The sequence below is a fragment of the Pantoea sp. MBLJ3 genome, from assembly GCF_000816655.1.
Classification (GTDB): Bacteria; Pseudomonadota; Gammaproteobacteria; order Enterobacterales; family Enterobacteriaceae; genus Pantoea; species Pantoea eucalypti.
In genome coordinates this window covers 1,039,795-1,062,721 of record NZ_JSUT01000005.1, presented here as the reverse complement: position 1 = coordinate 1,062,721, position 22,927 = coordinate 1,039,795, and the positions used below count along the sequence as shown (strand labels likewise).

24 protein-coding genes are annotated in these 22,927 nt (G+C 54.7%); 8 read left to right on the top strand and 16 right to left on the bottom strand.

From position 1 onward, the window contains the following. Positions 1-64 precede the first annotated feature (64 nt). On the top strand, positions 65-664 hold the full coding sequence (gene azoR, locus NP77_RS11315; protein ID WP_039660180.1) for an FMN-dependent NADH-azoreductase: 600 nt from the start codon (positions 65-67) through the stop codon (positions 662-664). A gap of 63 nt (positions 665-727) precedes the next feature. Here azoR and NP77_RS11310 read toward each other — a convergent pair whose 3' ends face one another. The 3 genes from NP77_RS11310 to NP77_RS11300 are packed head-to-tail and all read right to left on the bottom strand — an operon-like array spanning position 728 to position 3,893. Further along, positions 728-1,066: a YdbL family protein gene (locus NP77_RS11310; RefSeq protein WP_039660490.1), complete on the bottom strand. Its 339-nt coding sequence runs from the start codon at positions 1,064-1,066 to the stop codon at positions 728-730. Between the two features lie 11 nt (positions 1,067-1,077). After that, positions 1,078-1,266 (bottom strand): YnbE family lipoprotein, encoded by a 189-nt coding sequence (locus NP77_RS11305; protein ID WP_003853757.1) that lies wholly within the window; start codon positions 1,264-1,266, stop codon positions 1,078-1,080. Then, a complete protein-coding gene (locus tag NP77_RS11300) occupies positions 1,263-3,893 on the bottom strand; it encodes a YdbH family protein (RefSeq protein ID WP_039660178.1) in 2,631 nt (876 codons plus the stop codon). Before NP77_RS11300 ends, NP77_RS11305 begins: the two co-directional genes overlap by 4 nt. A gap of 146 nt (positions 3,894-4,039) precedes the next feature. Here NP77_RS11300 and NP77_RS11295 point away from each other — a divergent pair, with 146 nt between their 5' ends. Further along, a complete protein-coding gene (locus NP77_RS11295; RefSeq protein WP_003853762.1) occupies positions 4,040-5,032 on the top strand; it encodes a 2-hydroxyacid dehydrogenase in 993 nt (330 codons plus the stop codon). 45 nt (positions 5,033-5,077) lie between these two features. On the opposite strand, the gene NP77_RS11290 is transcribed toward NP77_RS11295, so the two are convergent. After that, positions 5,078-5,353: a DUF333 domain-containing protein gene (locus NP77_RS11290; protein WP_003853763.1), complete on the bottom strand. Its 276-nt coding sequence runs from the start codon at positions 5,351-5,353 to the stop codon at positions 5,078-5,080. A 184-nt stretch (positions 5,354-5,537) separates the two neighbouring features. Here NP77_RS11290 and NP77_RS11285 point away from each other — a divergent pair, with 184 nt between their 5' ends. From NP77_RS11285 to ttcA, 3 genes are all read left to right on the top strand, one after another. Next, the gene (locus NP77_RS11285) at positions 5,538-6,194 is read left to right on the top strand and encodes an MgtC/SapB family protein (protein ID WP_003853765.1); all 657 of its coding nucleotides are present in this window, start codon (positions 5,538-5,540) and stop codon (positions 6,192-6,194) included. A 209-nt stretch (positions 6,195-6,403) separates the two neighbouring features. Continuing rightward, positions 6,404-6,661 carry a hypothetical protein gene (locus NP77_RS11280; RefSeq protein WP_008925248.1) on the top strand — a complete coding sequence of 86 codons (258 nt, stop codon included), beginning with the start codon at positions 6,404-6,406 and terminating at the stop codon, positions 6,659-6,661. A gap of 1,137 nt (positions 6,662-7,798) precedes the next feature. Beyond that, a complete protein-coding gene (ttcA, locus tag NP77_RS11275; protein WP_003853774.1) occupies positions 7,799-8,734 on the top strand; it encodes a tRNA 2-thiocytidine(32) synthetase TtcA in 936 nt (311 codons plus the stop codon). Positions 8,735-8,779: 45 nt separating this feature from the next. Here the strand turns inward: ttcA and NP77_RS23690 are convergent, their stop codons facing one another. From NP77_RS23690 to NP77_RS11265, 3 genes are all read right to left on the bottom strand, one after another. Continuing rightward, the gene (locus NP77_RS23690; protein ID WP_003853775.1) at positions 8,780-8,926 is read right to left on the bottom strand and encodes a hypothetical protein; all 147 of its coding nucleotides are present in this window, start codon (positions 8,924-8,926) and stop codon (positions 8,780-8,782) included. A gap of 325 nt (positions 8,927-9,251) precedes the next feature. After that, complete coding sequence (gene zntB, locus NP77_RS11270; protein ID WP_039660175.1) at positions 9,252-10,235, bottom strand: zinc transporter ZntB; 984 nt, start codon at positions 10,233-10,235, stop codon at positions 9,252-9,254. A gap of 118 nt (positions 10,236-10,353) precedes the next feature. Continuing rightward, a complete protein-coding gene (locus tag NP77_RS11265) occupies positions 10,354-11,973 on the bottom strand; it encodes an ABC transporter substrate-binding protein (RefSeq protein WP_039660173.1) in 1,620 nt (539 codons plus the stop codon). Between the two features lie 152 nt (positions 11,974-12,125). On the opposite strand from NP77_RS11265, the gene mpaA reads away from it, so the two are divergent. Further along, the gene (gene mpaA, locus NP77_RS11260) at positions 12,126-12,833 is read left to right on the top strand and encodes a murein tripeptide amidase MpaA (RefSeq protein ID WP_039660171.1); all 708 of its coding nucleotides are present in this window, start codon (positions 12,126-12,128) and stop codon (positions 12,831-12,833) included. Here the strand turns inward: mpaA and ycjG are convergent. Then, the gene (gene ycjG / locus NP77_RS11255) at positions 12,808-13,791 is read right to left on the bottom strand and encodes an L-Ala-D/L-Glu epimerase (protein WP_039660170.1); all 984 of its coding nucleotides are present in this window, start codon (positions 13,789-13,791) and stop codon (positions 12,808-12,810) included. The genes mpaA and ycjG overlap by 26 nt on opposite strands. A 146-nt stretch (positions 13,792-13,937) precedes the next feature. Between ycjG and tpx the strand changes: the two genes are divergently transcribed. Next, positions 13,938-14,441, top strand: a complete 504-nt coding sequence (gene tpx, locus NP77_RS11250; protein WP_003853783.1) for a thiol peroxidase — start codon at positions 13,938-13,940, stop codon at positions 14,439-14,441. 50 nt (positions 14,442-14,491) lie between these two features. Here the strand turns inward: tpx and tyrR are convergent, their stop codons facing one another. From tyrR to pspA, 7 genes are all read right to left on the bottom strand, one after another. Further along, a complete protein-coding gene (gene tyrR / locus NP77_RS11245) occupies positions 14,492-16,057 on the bottom strand; it encodes a transcriptional regulator TyrR (protein WP_003853785.1) in 1,566 nt (521 codons plus the stop codon). Positions 16,058-16,391: 334 nt separating this feature from the next. Next, positions 16,392-17,453: a YcjF family protein gene (locus tag NP77_RS11240; RefSeq protein WP_003853794.1), complete on the bottom strand. Its 1,062-nt coding sequence runs from the start codon at positions 17,451-17,453 to the stop codon at positions 16,392-16,394. Then, on the bottom strand, positions 17,450-18,847 hold the full coding sequence (locus NP77_RS11235) for a YcjX family protein (protein WP_039660168.1): 1,398 nt from the start codon (positions 18,845-18,847) through the stop codon (positions 17,450-17,452). The genes NP77_RS11240 and NP77_RS11235 overlap by 4 nt, the downstream gene beginning before the upstream one ends. Further along, positions 18,828-19,076 (bottom strand): phage shock protein PspD, encoded by a 249-nt coding sequence (pspD, locus tag NP77_RS11230; protein WP_039660166.1) that lies wholly within the window; start codon positions 19,074-19,076, stop codon positions 18,828-18,830. The genes NP77_RS11235 and pspD overlap by 20 nt, the downstream gene beginning before the upstream one ends. Positions 19,077-19,130: 54 nt before the next feature. Then, on the bottom strand, positions 19,131-19,481 hold the full coding sequence (gene pspC, locus NP77_RS11225) for an envelope stress response membrane protein PspC (protein WP_039660164.1): 351 nt from the start codon (positions 19,479-19,481) through the stop codon (positions 19,131-19,133). Then, positions 19,478-19,705, bottom strand: coding sequence for an envelope stress response membrane protein PspB (gene pspB, locus NP77_RS11220; protein WP_003853799.1), 228 nt, complete (start codon positions 19,703-19,705; stop codon positions 19,478-19,480). Before pspB ends, pspC begins: the two co-directional genes overlap by 4 nt. A 35-nt stretch (positions 19,706-19,740) precedes the next feature. After that, the gene (gene pspA, locus NP77_RS11215) at positions 19,741-20,406 is read right to left on the bottom strand and encodes a phage shock protein PspA (protein WP_008925259.1); all 666 of its coding nucleotides are present in this window, start codon (positions 20,404-20,406) and stop codon (positions 19,741-19,743) included. Positions 20,407-20,569: 163 nt separating this feature from the next. On the opposite strand from pspA, the gene pspF reads away from it, so the two are divergent. Continuing rightward, positions 20,570-21,571, top strand: coding sequence for a phage shock protein operon transcriptional activator (gene pspF / locus NP77_RS11210; RefSeq protein ID WP_039660487.1), 1,002 nt, complete (start codon positions 20,570-20,572; stop codon positions 21,569-21,571). Between the two features lie 106 nt (positions 21,572-21,677). Here the strand turns inward: pspF and NP77_RS11205 are convergent, their stop codons facing one another. Beyond that, the gene (locus NP77_RS11205) at positions 21,678-22,913 is read right to left on the bottom strand and encodes an MFS transporter (RefSeq protein ID WP_039660161.1); all 1,236 of its coding nucleotides are present in this window, start codon (positions 22,911-22,913) and stop codon (positions 21,678-21,680) included. Between the last annotated feature and the right edge of the window lie 14 nt (positions 22,914-22,927).

Below are 22,927 nucleotides of genomic sequence, written 5' to 3'. Positions count from 1 at the left end.
TCGATAACCGTAGAGTGTAAACCATTGAGCGGAAAGTCTTCCGCGTAACAGACAGGAAACCACCATGAGCACAGTTTTAGTTCTGAAATCAAGCATCCTTGCAGGCTACTCACAATCAAGCCAGCTCGCTGACTTCTACATTGAACAGGCAAAGGCACAGGGTAAAGAAGTTACTGTACGTGACCTGGCGGCTAACCCGATTCCGGTTCTGGATGGTGAGTTAGTGGGTGCAATGCGTCCTTCTGATACGCCACTCTCCCCGCGTCAGCAGGAAGCACTGGATCTGTCCGATGAACTGATTGCAGAACTGCAGGCTCATGATGAAATCGTCATTGCCGCGCCAATGTACAACTTCAACATCCCTACGCAGCTGAAAAACTATTTCGACCTGATTGCCCGTGCTGGCGTGACGTTCCGCTACACCGAAGCAGGCCCGGAAGGTCTGGTTAAAGGCAAAACCGCAGTGGTTATCTCAAGCCGTGGTGGCATTCACAAAGATACCCCAACTGACCTGCTGACCCCTTACGTCAAGCTGTTCCTGGGCTTCATCGGCATCACTGATGTTGAGTTCGTGTTTGCTGAAGGCATCGCCTACGGTCCGGAAGTGGCCAGCAAAGCGACCGCTGAAGCGAAAGATGCTATCACGCAGATCGTGACCGCATAATTCTCAGCCATCTCAGGATGACGCTGTCAAAGACCGGGCCTGTGCCCGGTTTTTTTTCGCCGGTTAGTTGCTGCTGTCTGCCTCTTTTCTCAGCCATTGACCATTAATGCCACGCACGTACTCTCCCGCTGCAGCACGGCTCACCAGCTTCTGTCCGGCAATGCTGGCCACATCGGCCGTGGAGAGATTGTTCTGCCCGGCCAGCCGCTGATACTCCTGCTGACGCCCGGCATTAATCCGCTGCACCAGCGCCAGCGTTTCGCTGTCCTGCGAACGTGCCGCCAGATAGCCGGAGAGCGTTTCACCTGCACGGCCTGATTGCCTTGCCTCGTCGAGCGTCAGTGCCCAGGCAGGGTGCGCCATCGTCAGGGCAAGTAACAGCGCCGCGCTTATGCGTTTCATCATGGCTCTCCTCAGAACAGTCCGCTCTGGTTTTTCAGTAACGCTTCCACGTCTTTATCAACTTTGATGTGGATCTCATGCTCGATTTTTACATTCATATTGATGGTGATAGGGTCTTTGGGTGCCGTGACTTCAATGCGTGGCACGCATCCGATGCTCAGCAGTCCGGCTGCCAGAACCAGTAATGGCCTCAGGCTCATGGTGAAGTGTCCTTGTTCGATGGCAAAGTCGCATGTTGCTCTAACCAGGATTGCAAATTATCGCCAAAGCGCAGGCTGCGCCAGAGCTGAAACAGGTTTTCCTGATGACGATAGTTAAGATTGACCGTCTGACGACGGTTACTGAACTGGCTGACGCCCTGTACCTGCGCTTCCATAGTGAGGTCGCCGAGGTTATTCAGATTGATTGTCGCCCAGCTGCGGGAGACTTCCATATAGCGTAACCAGTCAAGCGCTGCGCCGGTCGCTACGTTGTTGCGGGTAATTGCATCCGCCATATCTTTATCCAGCCGGAAAGTCAGCGGACCGCTGTTGGCAATCCACCCTTTTTCCACCAGCCAGCGTGGATTATTCAACCACAGCGGCAACTCACCGTTAACCTTACCCGACATGGCAAACTGTTTAGGCTTCAGCGCCGTCACCAGCTCGCTGAGGCTGATATTACGCAGCGACACCCGGGCGGGATCATGTTGCGGCATACGCAGGGCTGGCAGCGTAATCTGTCCGCCAAGCAGGTCAAGACTGACATCCTGTAAAGTCAGGGGGGATTGTTCAGACCACGGCCAGTTACCCTGCAGATCGGCCCGAATATTCTGCATGGCAAACTGGTTCTTCACCTCGGCAATGCGGAGTGATACCGGGCCATGCTGACCAAACTGCCATTGCTGCTCATGAAACCTGAACGGCAGCGCGAAGTCGATACCGTTCACCTGACTGTCCGGCGTCCAGACACTGCCCTGTTTGACCGTCCAGTGGCCTCCCGCCTGGAAGCCCTGTTTACTGGCAGCGGAGAATGCGACCTGTGCCTGCAAACTGCCGCCCTGAATCTGCATTTTCATGTCGGGGCTGAGCAGCGGCTGAAACACAGTCAGCGACTGTGCCGGCCACCAGGCCTGACCGCGTAACCGTTCACCGTCCCAGCGGCCATTCACCCGCAGCGGGCCAACCCTCCCCGCTTTTAACTCGCCCCGCCAGAGGAAATAGCCGGGATCACGGCCTTTCGCCTCAAAGTCCAGCGTGGAATCAGCCAGACGGCCGCCATAGGTGAAGTGGGTCGGGCCCGCCTGCAGTCTGAAATGGCCATTGAAGGAAGGTTGCGCCACATCGCGCTGCCACTTAACGGGTTCGGTCAGTGTCAGGCGCGGTTTTGCGACGCTAACGCTGCCATAAGCCAGCTGATTAAATCCGGTGGAGAGCGTATCAAGGTGGATCAGCGTGTCGTGCCAGCCGCCGGTGCCTTTGACATCCCAGCGTGCCTGCAGCGGCAGCATCTCGCCCCCGCCCCAGTAGCGCCAGTCCCACTCGCCCTTATCGGGCCAGAAATTTGTGGCGCGACCATCAAGATGCAGCCGGAAGCGGCCAAAGCTGGCATCGTGCGCGTTGAGAATGGCCTGCAGGCGGCCATCAATACCCTGCGAGGAGAGTCGCACGCCGGCCAGCGGCCAGCGCGCTTCGTCCACTTCCAGCGTGGAGAGCAGTCGCCCCCGCAGGCGCAGCAGCGATTTAGGTTGCAAAACTAACTGAGGATCGAGCAGCGAGCCGTTGAGCACGCCGGGAATAGAGCCGAAAAGTTGCAGATCGGCCAGCTTGCTTTCACCGGTCAGCTGAAACGGCAGGTGGCTATTGGTCAGACTCAGGTTGCCGGGACCGACGCCCAGTACCACGTTACCTTTACCGCCACGTCCCTGAGTCAGCAGGTTAACGCGCCCCGTGATCTGGCTGTTTTCAAGACCTGACTGCCAGTTATCCAGCGTCAGGTTAATAAATCCAGACAGTGGCTGAGCCGCCAGAGGCCAGAAATACTCGCCCTTTTCGATCCGAATCTGATCGCGGCTGATTTGCCACGGCAGTCTGAGAAGCGGCCTTTTCTCATCCATCATCCCCACGCGTAACTCGCCCTGCTGCTGCTTCCAGCTGAGCGTTAACTGCAGCGGATGCGGTAATGCATCCAGCGCCAGTTGTCCGTCCACCTCACCATTCACCGGCAGATCGGTGGCGAAAGCAGGTAACTCAAGATGACCACTTAGCGTAATGGGTTCAGGCAGCGCAGGATGGGTAAGTGTCAGGCGACTGATCGCGAGCTGCTGACCGGTCAGCGTCGCCGCCAGTTGCAGGTTGTCGCCCTGATAATTAAGTTGCTGGCGATCTTTTTCCAGCGTCAGGTCCAGCGCGCCCGCATAGGCCTGCCAGGGTGCCACGACAAGTTTGTTCAGATGAACATCGGCACCAGGTAGCATTGCCTGCCATTCGGCCAGCGTTTTGGGGGCTGTCGATCTCTCGTCACTGGCGGGTAATTTTTGCAGGCAGGTGCTCTCCACCACCAGCTCGTCCGCATCCAGCTTCCAGCGCGACTGATGCCAGCCCAGTGACACTGCCTTTACGGTTGCCAGTGAGCAATCGCCTGCGAGGTAACGAATCTGAGGCAGCCACAGGCCACCCTGCCGCCAGCGCGGTGCGCCCGTCAGTTCAATACGGGTATCCTCAGGCAGCCAGATGCCGACCAGCCTTGGCAGCCATTGCGTCACAGTCAACATCAGGCCGAGCAGCAGGAGAATCAGCGCAAGTACGGCCGCCAGCCGTCGCCGGAACATCCGTGGCATAAAAGCCATAATCCTTTTCCTTACAGTATCCTGACAACGATGATGGCATGTAATCTGCCAGAGGTGAAGGTGTGCACGGGACGCAAATACGCAGTTTCAGCAAAGTCGGTCAGAAAACGTTATCCTTGGTTTATCACCTCTGCAGGAGCACAACGATGAAAATCGCGGTTTACAGCACCAAACATTACGATCAGAAATACCTTGAGCAGGTTAACCAGCAGTTTGGTTTCGAACTGGTATTTTTTGACTTTTTACTCTCAGAGAGCACGGCCAAAACCGCAGTGGATTGCGATGCTGTCTGCATTTTTGTTAATGATGACGGCAGTCGCCCGGTGCTGGAAGAGCTGGCCGGACTGGGTGTGAAATATATCGCGCTGCGTTGCGCTGGCTTCAATAATGTCGATCTGGCTGCAGCGAAAGAGCTGGGTCTGGAAGTCGTACGGGTGCCGGCCTACTCACCGGAAGCGGTGGCTGAACATACTATCGGCCTGATGATGACCCTTAACCGCCGTATTCATCGCGCGTATCAGCGTACCCGTGATGCGAACTTTTCGCTCGACGGACTGACCGGCTTCAACATGTACAACAAAACGGCGGGCGTTATCGGCACGGGTAAGATCGGCATTGCGACCATGCGGATTCTGAAAGGGTTTGGTATGCGGCTGCTGGCGTTTGATCCCTACCCAAGTGAGCAGGCGCGTGAGCTGGGCGCAGAATATGTTGATTTAAAGACCCTGTTTACAGAATCCCACGTCATTACGCTGCACTGTCCGCTGACCCCGGAGAACCATCATCTGTTGAATGCCGACGCGTTTCGTCAGATGCGCGATGGGGTGATGATCATCAACACCAGTCGTGGCGGGCTGATTGATTCACAGGCAGCGATTGATGCGCTGAAACAGCAGAAAATCGGCGCGCTCGGCATGGATGTGTATGAGAATGAACGTGGCCTGTTCTTTGAAGATAAGTCGAATGATGTGATTCAGGACGATGTGTTCCGTCGTCTTTCAGCGTGCCATAACGTACTGTTTACCGGTCATCAGGCATTTTTAACGGCTGAAGCGCTGACGGCCATTTCCGAGACGACACTGAATAATCTTAGCCAGCTCGATCGGGGTGAAGAGTGCCCGAACCGACTCTCAGCCTGACGATTCTCTGCTAATGATGCGGGCCGGTGCTATCCGGCCTGTTCATCAGCGCGCGCAGTTCCCGCCAATTAACGCCTGCTCATCGCAGCGACGGCCATTCACTAACTGACACATGCCCACACGTGATCCATCCAGCTGATGTGAAAACGCCAGCGTTCCGCCTGCGTTCGAACAGGTGCTTTCTGCCAGGGAAGACATCACCACACGAGGCTGGATGTGCGCGGCGGTGGCTTGTTGCGGTGGCTCGTTATCATCACTGTTGCTACTGCAGGCAGAGAGTAATAATGCGGCACCGGCCAGCAAAAAGGTGGCTGCTTTCATCAATCGGACTCCGGGAATGGGGATAATAGGCTGGCTCAGCATATGTCAGGCAGCACAAGGGGTCGAGAGGTGAAACAGCTTTTTACAAAATTCTCCACCGTGATTTGCAAGCAGAATTATCTTGTTTACCTGCTATCGCTGAACTGTCACCCTTTTTCGGTTCCTATTATTTCGGAGTAAAGCCATGTTAATGGATATGTTAATTCGCATCGCCCTGGCCGGTATTCTTGGCGGCCTGATTGGTCTGGAGCGTCAGATGCGGGCCAAAGAAGCGGGACTGCGTACCCATATTCTGGTCGGTATCGGCAGTGCGATGTTCATGCTGGTGTCGAAGTATGGTTTCGCCGATATGCTCACCAGCGACCATGTGGCACTGGACCCCAGTCGTATTGCAGCCCAGGTCGTCAGCGGTATGGGCTTCCTGGGCGCAGGCACCATCATGATTCAGAAGCAGGTGGTGAAAGGCCTGACCACGGCAGCGGGATTATGGGTAACGGCAGCGATTGGTCTGGTGATCGGCAGCGGCATGTATGAGATCGGCATTTATGGCACAGTGCTGGCGCTGGTGGTGCTGGAAGTGTTCCGCCGCCTGAGCCATGTTTTAATCGGCAAGCACCATACGTTACTGGTTTTCCTTAAGCCTAAAAGCGTGCCGCTGGTGCTACTGGTTATGCAGCGGGAAGGTATTCGTTATGGCAATGTGACGGTGATTAATCGAGATGAGGAGAGCGGCCTGTGCGAACTCAGCATACAGGTAACGTTGTCCCGCAAGTCAAATGATGCGCACCTCTACGATAAGGTCATTGAGATAAAAGGCGTTCAGTCGCTGGAGATGATGTAAACGTTTGCTGAACAACCCCGTCACTACACATGGCGACAAACACATAAGAACCTTGCAGAAGGCGGTGAGCGGCAGTCACCGCCCTCCTTCTCCTGCCATTTCTGAAAAATCAAAAATGCGCAGAGTCTGACCTTAAAAGTAGTGCCTGCCGGGAAGTAATGGCATAATCCGTTATTGTTAATTTACGTAATCATTTTACCCGGAAACTAATGCCTCAGAACTCTGACCATCCAGAAGACGCCCTTTCCAGTACTTCGCCTAAATATCGGTTCGCAGTCAGCATGCTGATTTTTACGCTGATAGCGGGCGCCGCAGCCATCATGATGCTCCTGGAACATCGGGATTCAGTGAATAATGCGCTGGAGACCGGACAATGTCTGGCAGAAGAAGGGGCTGAGGATTTAATGGAAGTGCTCAGGCATTTTCTGCATCATGCCTACCGCTGGATTTTTAAAGCCTGTGGCTGACGGTAATGCGTTTAGTGCAGCAGAAAATGCAGCAAACCGTGTCGGTTAACCAGCAACAAAACCCCGCAATACATGACGGCAACATAGCAAAGTAAAAAGAGTAGCAGCGTCATAATAAATCTGATGCCGTACTTCTTTATTTTGTCTGTTTTATCCGAATATTTCATAGACGTTAAATGTTGATTCATTTTTTAATTTTATACCCGGTCATTAAAGGGCTTCATCGGAATGCTGTATTGCCGAAATGTGCGAAACGAACGGCATCCACGCAGGACGTTGCAATAAAAAAATCAAACGCAAAATACCTTTCCCGCATCCTGACAATTTACTGATCATTGTAACCTGATGGATACATATTCACCTTGAGCAGCAATGGCTTAAGCAACGGCGCGGTGTGTAAGAAAAACAATCTGAATTTAACGTTTCACAGGCTTCAGCGGCAATATAAGGATCAGTCTCTATCTGATTGGTCAAACGTATATTCAACAAAGTATGATTTTCAGATTTTGACATTGTAAAAGTCATTCCGGGTCACAAAATAAACCCTGTGAGGTTTCGTATCCGACTTAATTTGATGCGTATCAAATCTGGCAAGTACAGACAACACGCCGTTTAATCAGTATTGATTAATAACTGCGTAAGCTGCTTTTTTTACTCATTAAATCGACCCGATAAAAACGCTATTCATTCTCTCTGTCAATTTTATGATCGCCGGTTGTACAGCAAAAAAAGATCATGTGCGTGCTGATGCTTACCAGGCCTCCCCCCCTTCCTGCTCAACACACAGTGATGAAATTGATTGTCAGTGGAAAAATGTTCCTGCCAGCTGACCTCGCACTATTCTCCCGCGTGGCATCGTCTCATCCAGCAGGCTGTCTTCCTGGGGATGTAAAGGCGCGCTCTCACCAGCATCTTCCTCGCGGCATTCCTTTTCGGCAATATCTGCTTTAAAAGAGAGACGCTGCCGGATGCCTCCGGCAGCGATTTTCCGCTGATTACTTCACTCCAGTGCTGGCATTCGCGACAACAATCCGTACCATACGCTGCATATTCGTGACACCGCAGTGAAGTGTCTGGCTGGACGCGCACAGCAATTTGCCCTTCGGCTACGCTCTCTGGTTTTTGAGATAGGTAAAAATGCAAGATAATCAAACGGTTGACAAGAAAGAACAGTACAACCTCAATAAGCTGCAGAAACGTCTGCGTCGTAACGTCGGCGAAGCCATTGCAGATTTTAATATGATTGAAGAAGGCGACCGCATCATGGTCTGTCTGTCGGGCGGTAAAGACAGCTACACCATGCTGGAAATTTTGCGCAGCCTGCAAAAAAGTGCGCCGGTCAACTTCAGCCTGATTGCCGTTAACCTCGACCAGAAACAGCCTGGCTTCCCGGAGCACATCCTGCCGCAATATCTTGAGGCACAGGGCGTTGAGTACCGGATTATCGAAGAAGACACCTACTCCATCGTCAAAGAGAAAGTGCCGGAAGGTAAAACCACCTGCTCACTCTGCTCGCGCCTGCGCCGTGGCATTCTCTATCGCGTCGCGACTGAACTGGGTTGTACTAAAATCGCGCTCGGCCACCATCGCGATGACATCCTGCAGACGCTGTTCCTGAACATGTTTTACGGCGGAAAACTGAAAGGTATGCCGCCAAAACTGATGAGTGATGATGGCAAGCAGATTGTGATTCGTCCGCTGGCCTACTGCCGCGAGAAAGATATCATTCGTTTCTCAGACGCGCGTCAGTTCCCGATTATCCCGTGCAATCTCTGCGGTTCTCAGCCAAACCTGCAGCGGCAGGTGGTAGCCGATATGCTGCGTGACTGGGATAAGCGCTATCCTGGCCGCATTGAAACTATGTTCAGCGCAATGCAAAACGTCGTGCCGTCGCACCTGGCAGATATCAATCTGTTCGATTTTAAAGGGATTAAGCATGGCGATGCGGTCGTTGATGGCGGCGATCTCGCTTTTGACCGCGAAACCCTGCCGTTGCAGCCTGTGGGCTGGCGAGCTGATGAAGACGATGCACCGGACCTCAGCGCACGTCTGGATGTGCTTCAGATTAAGTAAGTACCTGATAAGTTAAGGGCGTGCTGCTGGCAGCACGCCCTTTTTTTATATGTTGCGGTGCGGCGGTGGATCCATTATCGGCGGATATTCCGGATCGGTCGGCTGATCAGGCTGGGGTTGCGGATGAGGAATCGGTTCAGGAATCGGGACTGGATCCGTAGGGATCGGCTCGCTGTTGTAAATCGCGCTCATGCCGTACTCCTTTTCTTGCGAATGGACTTTAAGTTTAGAAAAGGATTGGCGTTCCAGCCAGGCGGGCAAAAAAAAAGCCGGCACACGGGCCGGCATGTTTTGAATTAATTGTGCTATGCAATAATTCTAAATATGGAAGTAAGACAATATGGAGCGCAACGCCCATCGCTTGACGTTGCATTCACCTGCGGGAGAGAGTTTGCGTCAGCAGCGGCATTGGGTTCTTGATGTCGATCAGCTTTTGCTTTCTTATTATGATTTTTATCCCACCCGGCGGGATTTTCGTCCTCAAATCAGACGCCCCCGCCGATGTGACCTTTCCGCGTTACAGCCAGCGCCGTTTACGCAGATAACCCGCGACGCCCACCGCCAGTGCCACGAGCAGCAGACAGAAGATAGAGAAGCCGTACTCCCATCCACCGCCCGGAATGCCACCCAGATTAACCCCAAACAGACCGGTCAGGAACGTAGCGGGCAGGAAGATCATCGCCATCAGTGACATAGTATAGGTGCGGCGGTTCATCGACTCCGCCATCGCAGAGGCGACCTCGTCAGCCAGGATCGCGGTGCGCGCCACGCCTGCATCCAGATCATCCAGCCCGCGTCCCAGACGATCGGCGATCTCCTGCATCCGGCGCCGTTCGCTGTCATCCATCCAGGCCAGTTTTTCACTGGCGAGCCGGGCATAGACATCCCTCTGCGGTGCCATATAACGCCGCATCACAATCAGCTGTTTGCGCAGCAGGCCGAGTTCGCCGCGCGCGGGCATCTGCTGGTCAAGCAGTGCATCTTCCAGCTCGATGATTTTGTCATGCAACTCTTCGATAAATTCGCTGGTGTGATCGGTCAGGGCATCACAGACATCGACCAGCCAGCTGCCGCAGTCAATCGGACCATTACCGTTTTGTAAATCGGTGAGCACTTCATCGACGGCAGAGACTTTACGCCGCCGGGTCGAGACGATGAGCTTATCGTTGATGAACACGCGCATCACCACCAGCTGGTCGCGACGCGCATCGGTGTTGTGGTTAACGCTGCGCAGCACGATCATAAATCCGTCGCCCAGCCGGCTGACGCGGGGACGCATGCTGTCACCCGCTAAGGCGTCACGCACGGCATCGGGAATCTGCGGCGTTGACTGCAGCCATTCTGCGCTTTTGCTGTGGGTATAGTTCAGATGCAGCCAGCAGGGCTGCTCACACTCGATAACTTCATCTTCAGCTATCGGGATCATCCCACCCTTGCCATCCAGCTGGCATGAAATGATGGCATCTGAAACCTGTAATGCTTTTCCTTCAATGACGTCCACAACATTCCCTCACCATTAATATCAATACGATACAGTCTAACGTGACGGCGTTGAGTTGCAATCTCCGGGCTGTGAAGAAAGATGTCAGCAGGTGGCCGGGAAACCGGCCACCACAGGCTTAGTGCTTTTCAATCCACAGTTCACGGCTGTAGGCGACATCTTCAGGGTTGGTGATGGGATAGCCTTTAACCCAGGGTTTAATCAGTCGGCCATTCGTGTACTGATAGATGGGCGCAATCGGGGCCTGTTCAGCGAGGATCTGCTCGGCACGGTTGTAATCGCTGTTACGTGCCTGCTCGCTGGTTTCACGGCTGGCTTTAGCGACAACTGCATCATAATCCGCGTTGTTAAAGCGCGCGATATTGCTGCTGCTGCCCGAGGTCAGCAGATTCAGGAAGGTGGAGGGCTCATTGTAGTCTCCCACCCACGAGGCGCGAATCACATCGAAGTTCCCGCTGTTACGACTGTCGATGTAGGTTTTCCACTCCTGATTCTCCAGTGTGACATCCACACCGAGGTTCTTTTTCCACATAGAGGCCACGGCAATCGCAATCTTCTGATGGCTCTCAGAGGTGTTGTAGAGCAGTTTGAGCTTCAGCGGTTTACCCGGACCGTAACCGGCGGCGGCAAGCAGCGATTTGGCCTGCGCATTCAGGGCGTTCTGATCGTGCTGTTGCATGAACGTGGGCAGTGGCTTAAAGCCTGCTGTCACATCTGGCGTAAAGTGCCACGCCGGTTTCTCACCGGTGCCCAGCACTTTGTCAGCAATGACGTTTCGGTCGATAGACCAGGACAGTGCTTTGCGAACCCGCACATCGGCAGTTGGTCCTTTCTGCGTGTTAAACGCATAGTAATAGGTGCCTAACTGGTCAGGTGTGTAGACCTCTCCCGGCAACGTTTTCTTTAATAGCGCATACATGTTCTTAGGGAAAGATTCGGTGATATCAATGTCGTTGGCACGATAACGTTTAGTCGCGCTCGACTCTTCATTGATTGGCACAAAGGTCACTTTCGTCAGCACCGAATGTGCATCATCCCAGTAATGAGGATTACGGGTCAGGACAATCTTCTCGTTCACTACCCGCTCGCTGAGCTGATAGGCACCGTTACCGACCAGTTTGCCGGGTGCCGTCCAGCTGTCACCTTGCTGGGCAATCACTTTTTGCGGCACCGGGAAGAGCGCCACGTTAGCCACCAGCGCCGGGAACCACGGCACAGGACGATCCAGCGTCACTTTCAGCTGGGTTTTGCTCTGGGCAGTCACTCCCAGTTTATCGGGGGTCATTTCGCCTTTGGTAATCGCTGCCGCATTTTCAATACCGCTTAACCCCGCAAACCCGGCTGAGCCTGAGCTGTTTTTGGGATCGACCAGCCGCTGCCAGCTGTAGACAAAATCCTGCGCCGTGACCGGTTCGCCGTTTGACCAGCGCGCGTTATTACGCAGGGTGAAGACCCAGGTTTTGTTGTCGCTGCTGCTCCAGCTCTGTGCCACGCCCGGCACGATTTTGCCCTGAGCATCCTGATTTGTCAGACCTTCAAACAGATCGCGAATAACCTGAATTTCAGGCAGCCCTACCGCTTTAAGCGGATCAAGTGAAGCGGGTTCATCTTTAATATGGCGGACGATCTGCTGCTGTTCGGCCAGCTGCGCGCCAGCGGGTGGATTCGCCGCAATGGCGGGTGTGAGGATGCTGCTCAGACTGATTGCTGCCAGCGTCATACGAAAGGTCTTAACCATTATCACTCCTTTACCCCAAAGAAGTGCTGCATCAGTCTGTTGCCGATGTAGCTTGTGCAGGGCACTTTATCGCAAATGGCTGACAGATAAATAGCTATTTTCCGCACACGGCTTTTCCGCTACTTTGAGTAAAACCCTTTGAGGAAATCTGTATGTCGCCACTTCATCCGCGTCCCCTTCGCGGCAAACTTGACGTTTCGTATCAGCAGTATGGCCGCTCCGTGCTGGGCGCGCCGCTGCTGTGGTTTCCAGCGCCACTGGGTGACCCCGACAGCGGTCTGATTCTGGCTGGCACACACGGTGATGAAAATGCGGCCATCGCCACCCTTTCTGCTGCGTTACGGACACTGCCCGATGGCATGCGTCGGCACCACGTGGTGCTGGCAGTCAATCCTGATGGCTGTCAGCTTGGCCTGCGCGCTAACGCAAATGGCGTCGATCTCAACCGCAACTTCCCGGCAGCGAACTGGCAGCCCGGAGAGACCGTTTATCGCTGGAACAGCGCTGCCGATGCGCGGGATGTCACGCTCTCAACCGGCACGCATCCGGGTTCTGAACCGGAAACACTGGCGCTCTGTGCCCTGATACATCAACTTAAGCCAGCCTGGATCGTTTCCTGGCATGAGCCGCTGGGCTGTATTGACGACCCGCATCAGGTGGAGATTGGCGGCTGGCTGGCCAGCCAAACCGGCCTTCCTCGCGTCAGCAGCGTGGGATATGACACGCCTGGCTCATTCGGCAGCTGGTGTTACGATCTCAGTCTGCCCTGCGTGACCGCTGAGATGCCGGTGATTTCCGTGGATGAAGCCACGGAGACCTATCTTAAGATGATGGTTAGTTTGCTGCGCTGGCAGCAATAATCAGCCGACCGCTGCGCACGGTGATCGCCGGTTCTGCATCCACCGCCAGCCAGGTCGGCCCATCAAGATCGGCGAAACGGGTCTGCGGCACCAGCGGTAGCGCAGCACGTATCGCCCGCGAGGTGCAGAGCATGCAGCCCAGCATTACCGCAAAGCCCTGCTGCTGCGCGGCATCGGCAAGCGCCAGCGCCTCTGTCAGACCGCCCGCTTTATCCAGCTTGATGTTGACCATCTCATAACGGCCTCGCAGCGCGGCCAGGCTTTCACGTGTATGACAGCTCTCATCGGCACAAATTGGCAACGGGTGAATAAAGTTCTCCAGTGCCGCATCTTCACCTGCAGGTAAAGGCTGTTCCAGCATCGCCACATCAATGTCTGCCAGCAGCTGACAGCGTGCCGCCAGGCCTTCAGCGTGCCAGGACTCATTTGCATCCACAATCAGGGTTGCCTCCGGTACGGCGGCGCGGATGGCCATCAGCCGTTCAGTAATAAAATTGTTATCCAGCTTAATTTTCAGCAGTGTTGCACCATGCTGCCACAGTGCGAGTGCGCTGCTGGCCATCGCCTCAGGGGTATCAATGCTGACGGTCTGCGCGGTCACGACATCAGCAGGCGCAGTCACACCGCTAAGCGCCCAGAGGCTGCGCTGCTGCTGATGTGCGGCGAGATCCCACAGTGCACTGTCGATGGCGTTTCGCGCCGCCCCGGCAGGCAGCGCCTGTTGTAATGCCTCGCGCGTCATGCCCTCTTGCAGCGCGGGCAGCAACGTGGCGATCTGCGCCAGCACCGATGCTTCGCTTTCACCATAGCGCGCATAGGGCGTCGCTTCACCGACGCCTTTTACGCCATCTTCCTCAATTTCAACCACCACCACTTTGACTTCGGTCCGGGTTCCACGGGCAATGACAAACGGCGTATGCAACGGCCAGGCTTCGGGATAACTTTTTACCGTTCTCATTTACACTCCACAAAGTGTGACGCAGTGGCAGACCGCCACGTTAAATTCCACAATTGAACTCGTAAACCCTTAACATTTATGTCATAAACAACGGCTATCTTTAGCCGTTTTGTGTCAGATCTTTTTTATCATCAAAAGGAATCACTATGTCTCAGACTGTTCATTTTCAGGGTAATGCCGTTCCGGTTGCAGGTCAGTTTCCACAGGCTGGCGATAAAGCTAAGCCTTTCACGCTGGTAGCAAAGAACCTGGTTAACGTTGCGCTCTCTGAGTATGCAGGAAAACGCAAAATTCTGAACATTTTCCCAAGCGTTGATACCGGTGTCTGTGCCTCATCAGTGCGCAAATTCAACCAGGCGGCAAGCGAGCTGAATAACGCCGTGGTGTTATGCATCTCTGCCGATCTGCCTTTTGCCCAGTCGCGTTTCTGTGGCGCGGAAAACCTGAGCAATGTGGTGACGCTGTCGACGCTGCGCGGCTCAGAATTCAAGTATGAGTATGGTGTAGAAATTGCTGATGGTGCGCTGGAAGGCCTGACCGCACGTGCGGTGATCGTTCTGGATGAGAACGATAAAGTGATTTACAGCCAGCTGGTTGATGAAATCACCACTGAGCCTGATTACGACGCTGCCCTGGCCGCGCTGAAGTAATAAAAAAAGCGGATAACCTGGTTATCCGCTTCCTGCTCTCTGCTTACCGATCATTCGCTTTCGGTGCGCTTCTGTCCCAGACCATATTCACGCAGCTTGTTGGCAATCGCGGTATGGGAAACACCCAGACGTTTTGCCAGTTTTCGGGTGCTGGGATAGGAGAGATAAAGCCGCGTCAGTATTGACCGCTCAAAACGGCTGGTAATCTGATCCAGCGTTCCTTCCAGTGCTTCATCGCCCAGCGATACATCCAGTGTCTGTTCAGGCAACACAATATCCTGCGGTCGCAGTTCATATCCTTCCAGCTGGGTTAACGCGCGATACAACGCATTTTTTAACTGGCGCACATTGCCAGGCCAGGCGTAGCGCGTCAGAAATGCAATGAGCTGTGGCGAGAGTCGCGGCCGGGCCATCCCCTGCTCATCCGCAAAGCGGGCCACAAACATCTCGGTCAGTGGCAGGATATCCTGCGGTCGATCGCGCAGCGGGGGCAGTTGCAGCGTCAGCACATTGAGCCGGTAAAAAAGATCTTCGCGAAACTCACCGCGTTGCACCAGTTCAATCAGGTTCTTCTGCGTAGCGCAGATTACGCGCACATTAACATGGACTTCATGCTCTTCACCGACGCGGCGGAAGGTGCCATCATTGAGAAAACGCAGCAGCTTGGTCTGCATTCTCGGCGACATCTCGCCAATCTCATCCAGCAATACCGAGCCACCATTGGCCTGCTCAAAAAAGCCCTTCTTGCCTTCCAGCGCATTCGGATAGGCACCGGCGGCATGACCAAACAGCTCGCTTTCCGCAACGTCGTCGGGTAATGAGGCACAGTTCAGCGCCAGGAAAGGATTTTTCCCACGGGCGCTGCGCAGATGGCAGGCGCGTGCCAGCATATCTTTCCCGGTGCCGGTATCGCCGACAATCAGTAACGGCGCATCCAGCATCGCCAGTTTGCGCGCCTGATCGACCACCTGACGCATCTTCGGCGTGACGGCAATGATATGGTCAAACTCGGATTCGTCGGTGACCACCAGATTCTGTAACTGACGGCCCATGCGAGCGGTTGACTTCAGCATCACCATCGCCCCGACCGGCCTGTCGTTCTGGCCCTCTTCACCCGGCAGATAAATAGGACGCGCTTCCATCAGAAAATCGCGCCCTTCAATGACGACATGCTGCGCCTGCGCCTCAACCCGATCGCTTTCCAGCCAGCGCATGAAGTTAAAGCCATTAATCAGGTTGCCGGCGCTGAAATTGCGCATTTTCTCTTCATCAAGATTAAACAGGTTTTGTGCCGCCGGATTAGCCAGTTCCACCTTGCTTTTCAGATCGATGGAGAAAACCGGATCTGGCATGGCCACCAGTAAGGCACTCAGCGCGCGATGTTCACGCTCCGAAGGCATGTACGTTACCGTGCGCACATCTGTTACGCCCGGTGTACGCCGGATTTCTGCCATCAGATTACTGAAAGCGTCAAATTCCAGTGCCGAAAAATTCAGATAGATGCGGCCCAGCGCCGTAATTTCAATACCGCGTAAATCAATGTTGCGTGCCACCAGCAGATCGAGCAGTTCACGCGTCAGACCGATGCGGTCCTGACAGAACACTTCCAGACGCATTGCGTTCGCCTTAATCAGGTTCAGATAAATGAATATTACGCTAAGTGATGCGCCGGTAGAAAGGGATCTGTCAGGAAAAGTTGACAGGCACAGCGCGTGTGATGGTGTTTTGTTCTGTCGAAGGTAACTCTGGCCGACTGGAAGATATTTGCCGGGATGGCGCATTTTATCAGGGAGAAAAATGGCATGGCCTTTACGCTGCCTGCAAATCCGGTGAATACAGATGAATCCGCCTGTCCGGGTGAGTGTCTGATTATCGATTCACGGCAGGTGCTGCGCCAGCCTCACTGATCATTAAAGGCGGCTATGCCGCCTTTAATGTGTCACGCGAGATTCAGGCTGATTTGTTACCGCCCTTCTGCAGTGCCTCTTTCAGCTGGCCCAGCAGTTCGCGCCGAAAATCGCCAAGCCGTGGCTTATCCTGCTCCAGCCACGGCAGTGGACGACAAAGCTCCATCGCTTTGATGCCCAGCCTTGCAGTCAGCAGGCCTGCACCAATGCCCTGGGCAGCGCGCGTGGAAAGCCGGGCAGCGATATCCTGCGACATCCAGTCCATTCCCACTTCCCGCACCAGTTCGGACGCGCCGGCAAAAGCCATATTGAGCAGCACCAGGCGGAACAGCCGGATACGGCTGAAGTAGCCCAGTTCGATGCCGTATATCGCCGCGATGCGATTGACCAGCCGCAGATTACGCCAGGCGATAAACGCCATATCCACCAGTGCCAGCGGACTGACCGCAATCATCAGTGTTGCTTCCGCAGCATGACGACTGATTTCACGCCGCGCCTGCCTGTCCAGAACGGGCTGCACCAGCTGCGCATACAAGCGCACGATTTCGCTGTCATTGTGGGTTTCGTGCAGCGAGGCATGCCAGCGCTGCAGGGCCGGATGCGCCTGATCCAGTTCAGCCTGCTGGGCCAGCTTTTCGCAGAATGCCCGACCTTTACCGATACCATGACTGTGCAATAGCTCCCGGCCCACATCCCGCTCTTCGGCACGCTGACGCAGCTGGTAGAGCCGACGCCACTCAGTGGTCAGCGCGCCGACACCCGCCAGCACAATAAGTCCGCCTGCTACGCCGCTCCCCAGTGAAAACCAGTCGCGTGCCAGCCAGGCGTCATGCGTCCACTGCACCCCCTGCGCAATCACGCTAACGCCAAACAGCAGTGCGCCTGCGGTCACCATTTTGCGCCACAGACTGCGTTTAGGTTTCAGAGCCGCTTCCACTGCGCGCTCCCCTGCACCTTCTTCTTCTACGGCAACATCTTCATCCTGCACTGCCAGAAACGCAGCCTGCGCGTCCGCTTCAAAGGTCTGCGCCGGACGCAGCGGCGTGGTGGTGCTCTCATCCAGCGGACGAGCAAAATCGATACGCGGCTTCAGCGGATCACTCATCGCAATTTATCTCCCAATAAAAATTCCAGCGCGGCATCCATGCGGATATGCGGCAGTGGACGGTCGACGTCGAGCTGCTGCGGCCGGAACTGTTCAAACTGAAAACCCTGCTGCTGCCAGAAGGCATTGCCAGGCAGGCGCGGCGGGACTTCACCCGGATAGACGGTAAGCGGTTCACCATCATCCAGCCGGTGACCGCGCAGGGCCGGGATCTTCTCGCCACGGTGGTCGACCAGGCCGCTCTGTGTCGCCTGCACTGATGCCAGTCCGATGCAGTCCATGCTAATCCCCTCAAACGCGGCGTTCTGCCAGGCATCCTGCACCAGTTGCTGCAACAGCGAGACCATGTTGCCGTGCTGATCGCTGGTGATGTGATCCGCTTTAGTCGCCGCAAACAGTAATTTGTCGATCACCGGTGAGAAAAGCCGGCGAAACAGGGTGCGCTGGCCGTAATGAAAGCTCTGCATCAGCTGAGTCAGCGCCAGCCGCATATCATTAAACGCCTGAGGACCACTATTCAGGGGCTGGAGGCAGTCAACCAGCACGATCTGGCGGTCAAAACGCAGGAAGTGATTTTTGTAAAAGCCCTTCACCACATGCTGGCAGTAGTAGTTGAAGCGCTGCTGCAGCATGCTGAAGTTACTCCCCTTATCCGCCTGCGCCAGCTTAGTGAGTTGCGACTCATCAGCGGTTGGCCAGGGGAAAAACTGCAGCGCAGGCGCGCCTGCCATATCGCCAGGCAGCACGAACCGGCCAGGCTGAATAAAATGCAGGCCTTCAGATTTACAGCGATGCAGGTAGTCAGTCCAGGCCGCAGCAATCTCTGCCAGCTGGGTTTCATCGGCGGGAGCAAGCGGATCGAGTTTTTCGCAGAGCGTGCGCCAGGGTTTTGCCCACTCCGCACGATCGCCCTGCAGCAGACCGTTCATCTGCCGTGACCAGGCGAGATAATCCTGCGCCAGCATCGGCAGATCCAGTAGCCATTCTCCGGGATAGTCGACAATTTCCAGATAGAGTGTTGCCGTCTCTTTCAGATGACGCAGCAGCGAATCATTTGGACGGTAACGCAGCGCCAGACGCATTTCGCTGACGCCACGGGTGGGCGTCGGCCAGGCGGGCGGCGTGCTGTAGAGTTGTGCCAGGCCTTCGTCGTAGGTAAAGCGCGCGGTTCCCATGTCCCGCTGCGGCACCCGTTTGACGCCCAACAGTCGCTCGTCCCGCACAACGGAAAACAGCGGCAAACGTGCGCCGCTGTGAACCGTTAAAAGCTGATTGACCAGTGAGGTAATAAAGGCGGTTTTACCGCTGCGGCTTAATCCGGTGACCGCCAGCCGAAGGTGGCGATCAACGCCACGGTTCATTAATGCCATTAATTCACTTTGCAGTCTTTTCATCGTTCTCCCTGATGAAGCGCGATGCCACCCGATTCATCACGCGTTTCAGCAATGGCTCAAGTGCCACAGCCAGCAGAAGACGTAACGGGCGTCGCGCTACCGATTTCACCGCCCAGCCAGTGACACCGGCGGGACCGTAGGTAACAGCATTGATAATGATAAATTTAGCCGCCGACTTCAATGCAGGTGCCGCGCGGTGGCGAAAAGCAGTGGATCGCGAAAAAGACATCAACACCTCCATTGAGAGAGCGGACGGGCCCGTAACGGCCCGGCAATAATATAATCAAATCTGGCGGAAGCGGCTGCGTACGCTGAAAGTTTCAGACGTCACATAACGCTCCACGTCGCGCACGCTGCGCTCATCGCGCTGCAGCGCACTCTCCAGCTGGTCCAGCAGCTCGCTGGCGCTGAGCTGACGTTCGTCCTCCGTGACATTGGCGGGTTTCACATCCAGCACAAAACCCAGCACGAAATAGGCGACCACCGTAAACATAAACAGACCAAAGAACAGTGATAAGACCACAATGACCCGAAGCAGACGCACCGGAATATCGAGATACTCCGCCAGACCCGCACAGACGCCCATCAACTTTCCTTCGTCAGGCTTGCGCCACAACTTACGGCCTTTCATCATGGCTGCCTCCAGTTAGGGTGTTCGGCATCCAGAATCGCTTCCAGCGCGTCAATGCGTTCACGCATCCGCTGTGCATCCTGCGTAACACGCTGCAGGCGCTGGATTTCGCTTTGCGACAGTTCCGAACCGCCGTTGCGTTTGTTGTTGTAATGCAACCATAACCAGATCGGTGCGACAAACAGCACGAAGATCGTTAAGGGTATGGCAAGAAAAAGTGCGCTCATTGACTCTCCTTAATCACTTATTGCAACGTCGATGATTACTCACTGCGGTTCATTTTGGCTTTCAGCGCATTAAGCTGCTGGCTGATTTCATCATCCGCTTTCAGGTCAGTAAACTGCTGGTCCAGGGTTTTTGGCTTACCGAAACCGTGGCTTTCTGCTTCCGCTTCCATGTGGTCAATGCGTCGTTCAAAAGATTCAAACCGGGCCATCGCCTCGTCGATTTTACCGCTGTCCAGCTGACGACGAACATCGCGTGATGAAGAGGCCGCCTGGTGACGCAGTGTTAACGCCTGCTGGCGGGCACGTGTTTCAGTCAGCTTTTTCTCCAGCTCACTGATTTCGCCTTTCATACGTTCCAGCGTCTCTTCAACCTGGCCCACTTCCTGTTTCAGTGAAGCGATAAGGTCAGTGAGTTTCTGTTTTTCGATCAGTGCTGACCGCGCCAGATCATCTTTATCCTTGCGAAGCGCCAGTTCCGCTTTTTCCTGCCATTCGGCCTGCTGGATCTCTGCCTGCTCAATACGGCGTGACAGCTGTTTCTTTTCAGCCAGCGCCCGCGCAGAGGTGGAACGCACTTCGACTAAGGTGTCTTCCATTTCCTGAATCATCAGACGGACCAGTTTCTGCGGATCTTCAGCACGCTCCAGCAGGGAATTAATGTTGGCATTTACGATGTCAGCGAAACGAGAAAAAATACCCATAATGATGTTCCTCTTTTAATGTTTTAAAACGTGTTGCCCTGCTTAGTTAATACAAGATGCGTGCCAATTTTTATCGCATTGATTTTTAAGGAATTTGATATTTTACAGCCTCGTCCGCATATTTTAAGATAGTCAAAATGATTAAGGGATGGCGAAATTCATCATGACAGGCACTAACGATAATCTTTTAGGTGAGTCGAACAATTTTCTGGAGGTTCTTGAGCAGGTCTCCAGACTGGCTCCGCTGGAAAAGCCGGTTCTGGTGATTGGCGAGCGCGGAACGGGTAAAGAGCTGATCGCCAGCCGTCTGCACTATCTCTCTGACCGCTGGCAGGGACCGTTTATCTCGCTGAACTGCGCCGCGCTGAATGAGAACCTGCTCGATTCTGAACTCTTTGGTCATGAGGCCGGTGCCTTTACCGGTGCGCAGAAGCGCCATCTCGGACGTTTTGAGCGGGCTGATGGTGGCACGCTGTTTCTGGATGAGCTGGCAACCGCGCCGATGCTGGTGCAGGAAAAGCTGCTCAGGGTAATTGAATATGGGCAGCTGGAGCGTGTCGGCGGCAATCACTCCCTGCAGGTGAATGTGCGGCTGGTCTGCGCCACTAACGAGGATCTCCCTGCGCTGGCGGCAGAGGGGAAATTCCGAGCCGACCTGCTGGATCGTCTGGCCTTTGATGTGGTGCAGTTACCGCCCCTGCGCGAACGCCGCAGCGATATTCTGGTGATGGCCGATCATTTTGCCATCCAGATGTGCCGCGAACTCGGCCTGTTACTTTTTCCTGGTTTTACCGCTCAGGCGCAGCAGGCTCTGCTTGATTACCACTGGCCCGGCAACGTCCGTGAGCTTAAGAACGTCGTGGAACGCTCAGTCTATCGCCATAACAGCAGCGAGCAGTTGCTGGATAACGTCATTATCAACCCGTTTGCTTCACGTCCTGAACCGGTTGCGCTCATCCGTGCCAGTCAGAACGCGGAGAGTAACGACCTGCCCGCCCTGCCGCTGGATCTGCGCCAGTGGCAGAATCAACAGGAGCGGAATCTGGTTGAAGCCAGCCTGCAACAGGCACGCTATAACCAGCGTCGCGCCGCCGGGTTGCTAGGTGTTACCTATCATCAGCTGCGCGCGATGATGAAAAAGCACGACATAAAAGCCGAAAACTAAACAGGTCGACGATGACATCTTTGTCTCTTCGTTTTGTTTTCTGGTTAATCGCTGTCAAAACTGTCTGGTAACGTCCTGGCTGCTTTAGCAGGAACAAAAACAGCAATTACGTGTTATGCGGCTTAGTGCCCATTTTGTCAGGTTGCCTGAGGGTCGGAACCAGCAGGACAGCAGCTGTCACCATGACCACGGCCAGTGCTGACATCAGCAAAACATTGTCTGTGCCATATTGTGCCGCCAGCGGCCCCGCAACCAGTTGACCAATAGGAATGGAGATAAAGGAACCCATCGCATCATACGCGTACACGCGAGCCAGTTTATCGGCTGGGATATGAGTCTGTAATGAATGCGCCCAGGTTACGCCAAACAGGCCTAATGAAACGCCAGCGATAAAGAACCCTGCAATCAGCCATGCTGCTGATGCATTCAGGCCTAGCATCATTATCGGGAGTGCACAGAGACCTGCCAGCATAGCGCCAATCAGCAGATCACGACGTGGATGCCATTTCATAGCCAGAAATGATCCAGCAATTAAACCTGCGCTCTGGGCGGCCACAATCATCCCCCACTGCGCCCGCCCGAAAGAGGCGTCAGCAATTATCGGGCCATAGACTTCTACAATGCCATTAAACGCGACGTTGATAATGGCGAACTGAAGGACTATCGACCAAATCCAGCTTCGCCCGGCAAATTCTGCCCAGCCTTCTTTAATATCGCGCAGGATATTGCCTTGCATCGTCCCGCCCTTATTCGGGCTCACACGCATAAGGAAATAAAGCGGCGCGGAGACCGCAAATCCCAGCGCATCTATCGCCAGCCCCCAGCCCGGCCCGACAGCACTGGTCATCACGCCTCCCAGCGACGCTCCCAGTACCGTGCCGCCATAAACACTGAGCTGAATGAAAGCATTGGCCTGACGCAGGTGCTGTGCAGGCACGACCTGCGGAACCAGCGCAGAGGAAGCTGGCAGAGCAATCCCCGATGCCGCGCCATTCAGCGCGCCCAGCAAGGTGAGGCTGATTACTGTGGCTGAACCCTCAAGCACAGTCCACGCAACGAAAGCCTGAGAAACAGCAGCTATCAGCGCCGATACAACTAATACCCGACTACGTGAGTAACGGTCGGCAACCACACCGCCCACCAGCAGAAACAGCACGTTGAACAGGGAGCGGGATGCCACCACGACGCCTAAATCAGAGGCAGATCCATCCATATCCAGAACTGCAAAGGCCAGCGCGATGGGCGCGATTCCATTGCCCAGCACGGTAAACAAACGTCCGAAAAACAGATAACGAAAGGAGGGATAGTGGAAAGCCTGAGCGCTTTTCTGGAATTTAGTCATTGTCCGGCGTTGGT

Coding starts and splice junctions, on each gene's coding strand:
- tpx (WP_003853783.1), top strand. CDS start 13,938: ATGTCTCAGACTGTTCATTTTCAGGGTAATGCCGTTCCGGTTGCAGGT.
- ttcA (WP_003853774.1), top strand. CDS start 7,799: ATGCAAGATAATCAAACGGTTGACAAGAAAGAACAGTACAACCTCAAT.
- pspA (WP_008925259.1), bottom strand. CDS start 20,406: ATGGGTATTTTTTCTCGTTTCGCTGACATCGTAAATGCCAACATTAAT.
- pspD (WP_039660166.1), bottom strand. CDS start 19,076: ATGTCTTTTTCGCGATCCACTGCTTTTCGCCACCGCGCGGCACCTGCA.
- NP77_RS11280 (WP_008925248.1), top strand. CDS start 6,404: ATGCCTCAGAACTCTGACCATCCAGAAGACGCCCTTTCCAGTACTTCG.
- NP77_RS11235 (WP_039660168.1), bottom strand. CDS start 18,847: ATGAAAAGACTGCAAAGTGAATTAATGGCATTAATGAACCGTGGCGTT.
- pspF (WP_039660487.1), top strand. CDS start 20,570: ATGACAGGCACTAACGATAATCTTTTAGGTGAGTCGAACAATTTTCTG.
- mpaA (WP_039660171.1), top strand. CDS start 12,126: ATGTCGCCACTTCATCCGCGTCCCCTTCGCGGCAAACTTGACGTTTCG.
- pspC (WP_039660164.1), bottom strand. CDS start 19,481: ATGATGAAAGGCCGTAAGTTGTGGCGCAAGCCTGACGAAGGAAAGTTG.
- NP77_RS11265 (WP_039660173.1), bottom strand. CDS start 11,973: ATGGTTAAGACCTTTCGTATGACGCTGGCAGCAATCAGTCTGAGCAGC.
- NP77_RS11310 (WP_039660490.1), bottom strand. CDS start 1,066: ATGAAACGCATAAGCGCGGCGCTGTTACTTGCCCTGACGATGGCGCAC.
- NP77_RS11290 (WP_003853763.1), bottom strand. CDS start 5,353: ATGAAAGCAGCCACCTTTTTGCTGGCCGGTGCCGCATTATTACTCTCT.
- NP77_RS11285 (WP_003853765.1), top strand. CDS start 5,538: ATGTTAATGGATATGTTAATTCGCATCGCCCTGGCCGGTATTCTTGGC.
- NP77_RS11300 (WP_039660178.1), bottom strand. CDS start 3,893: ATGGCTTTTATGCCACGGATGTTCCGGCGACGGCTGGCGGCCGTACTT.
- NP77_RS23690 (WP_003853775.1), bottom strand. CDS start 8,926: ATGAGCGCGATTTACAACAGCGAGCCGATCCCTACGGATCCAGTCCCG.
- azoR (WP_039660180.1), top strand. CDS start 65: ATGAGCACAGTTTTAGTTCTGAAATCAAGCATCCTTGCAGGCTACTCA.
- NP77_RS11205 (WP_039660161.1), bottom strand. CDS start 22,913: ATGACTAAATTCCAGAAAAGCGCTCAGGCTTTCCACTATCCCTCCTTT.
- NP77_RS11240 (WP_003853794.1), bottom strand. CDS start 17,453: ATGAGTGATCCGCTGAAGCCGCGTATCGATTTTGCTCGTCCGCTGGAT.
- NP77_RS11295 (WP_003853762.1), top strand. CDS start 4,040: ATGAAAATCGCGGTTTACAGCACCAAACATTACGATCAGAAATACCTT.
- tyrR (WP_003853785.1), bottom strand. CDS start 16,057: ATGCGTCTGGAAGTGTTCTGTCAGGACCGCATCGGTCTGACGCGTGAA.
- pspB (WP_003853799.1), bottom strand. CDS start 19,705: ATGAGCGCACTTTTTCTTGCCATACCCTTAACGATCTTCGTGCTGTTT.
- ycjG (WP_039660170.1), bottom strand. CDS start 13,791: ATGAGAACGGTAAAAAGTTATCCCGAAGCCTGGCCGTTGCATACGCCG.
- NP77_RS11305 (WP_003853757.1), bottom strand. CDS start 1,266: ATGAGCCTGAGGCCATTACTGGTTCTGGCAGCCGGACTGCTGAGCATC.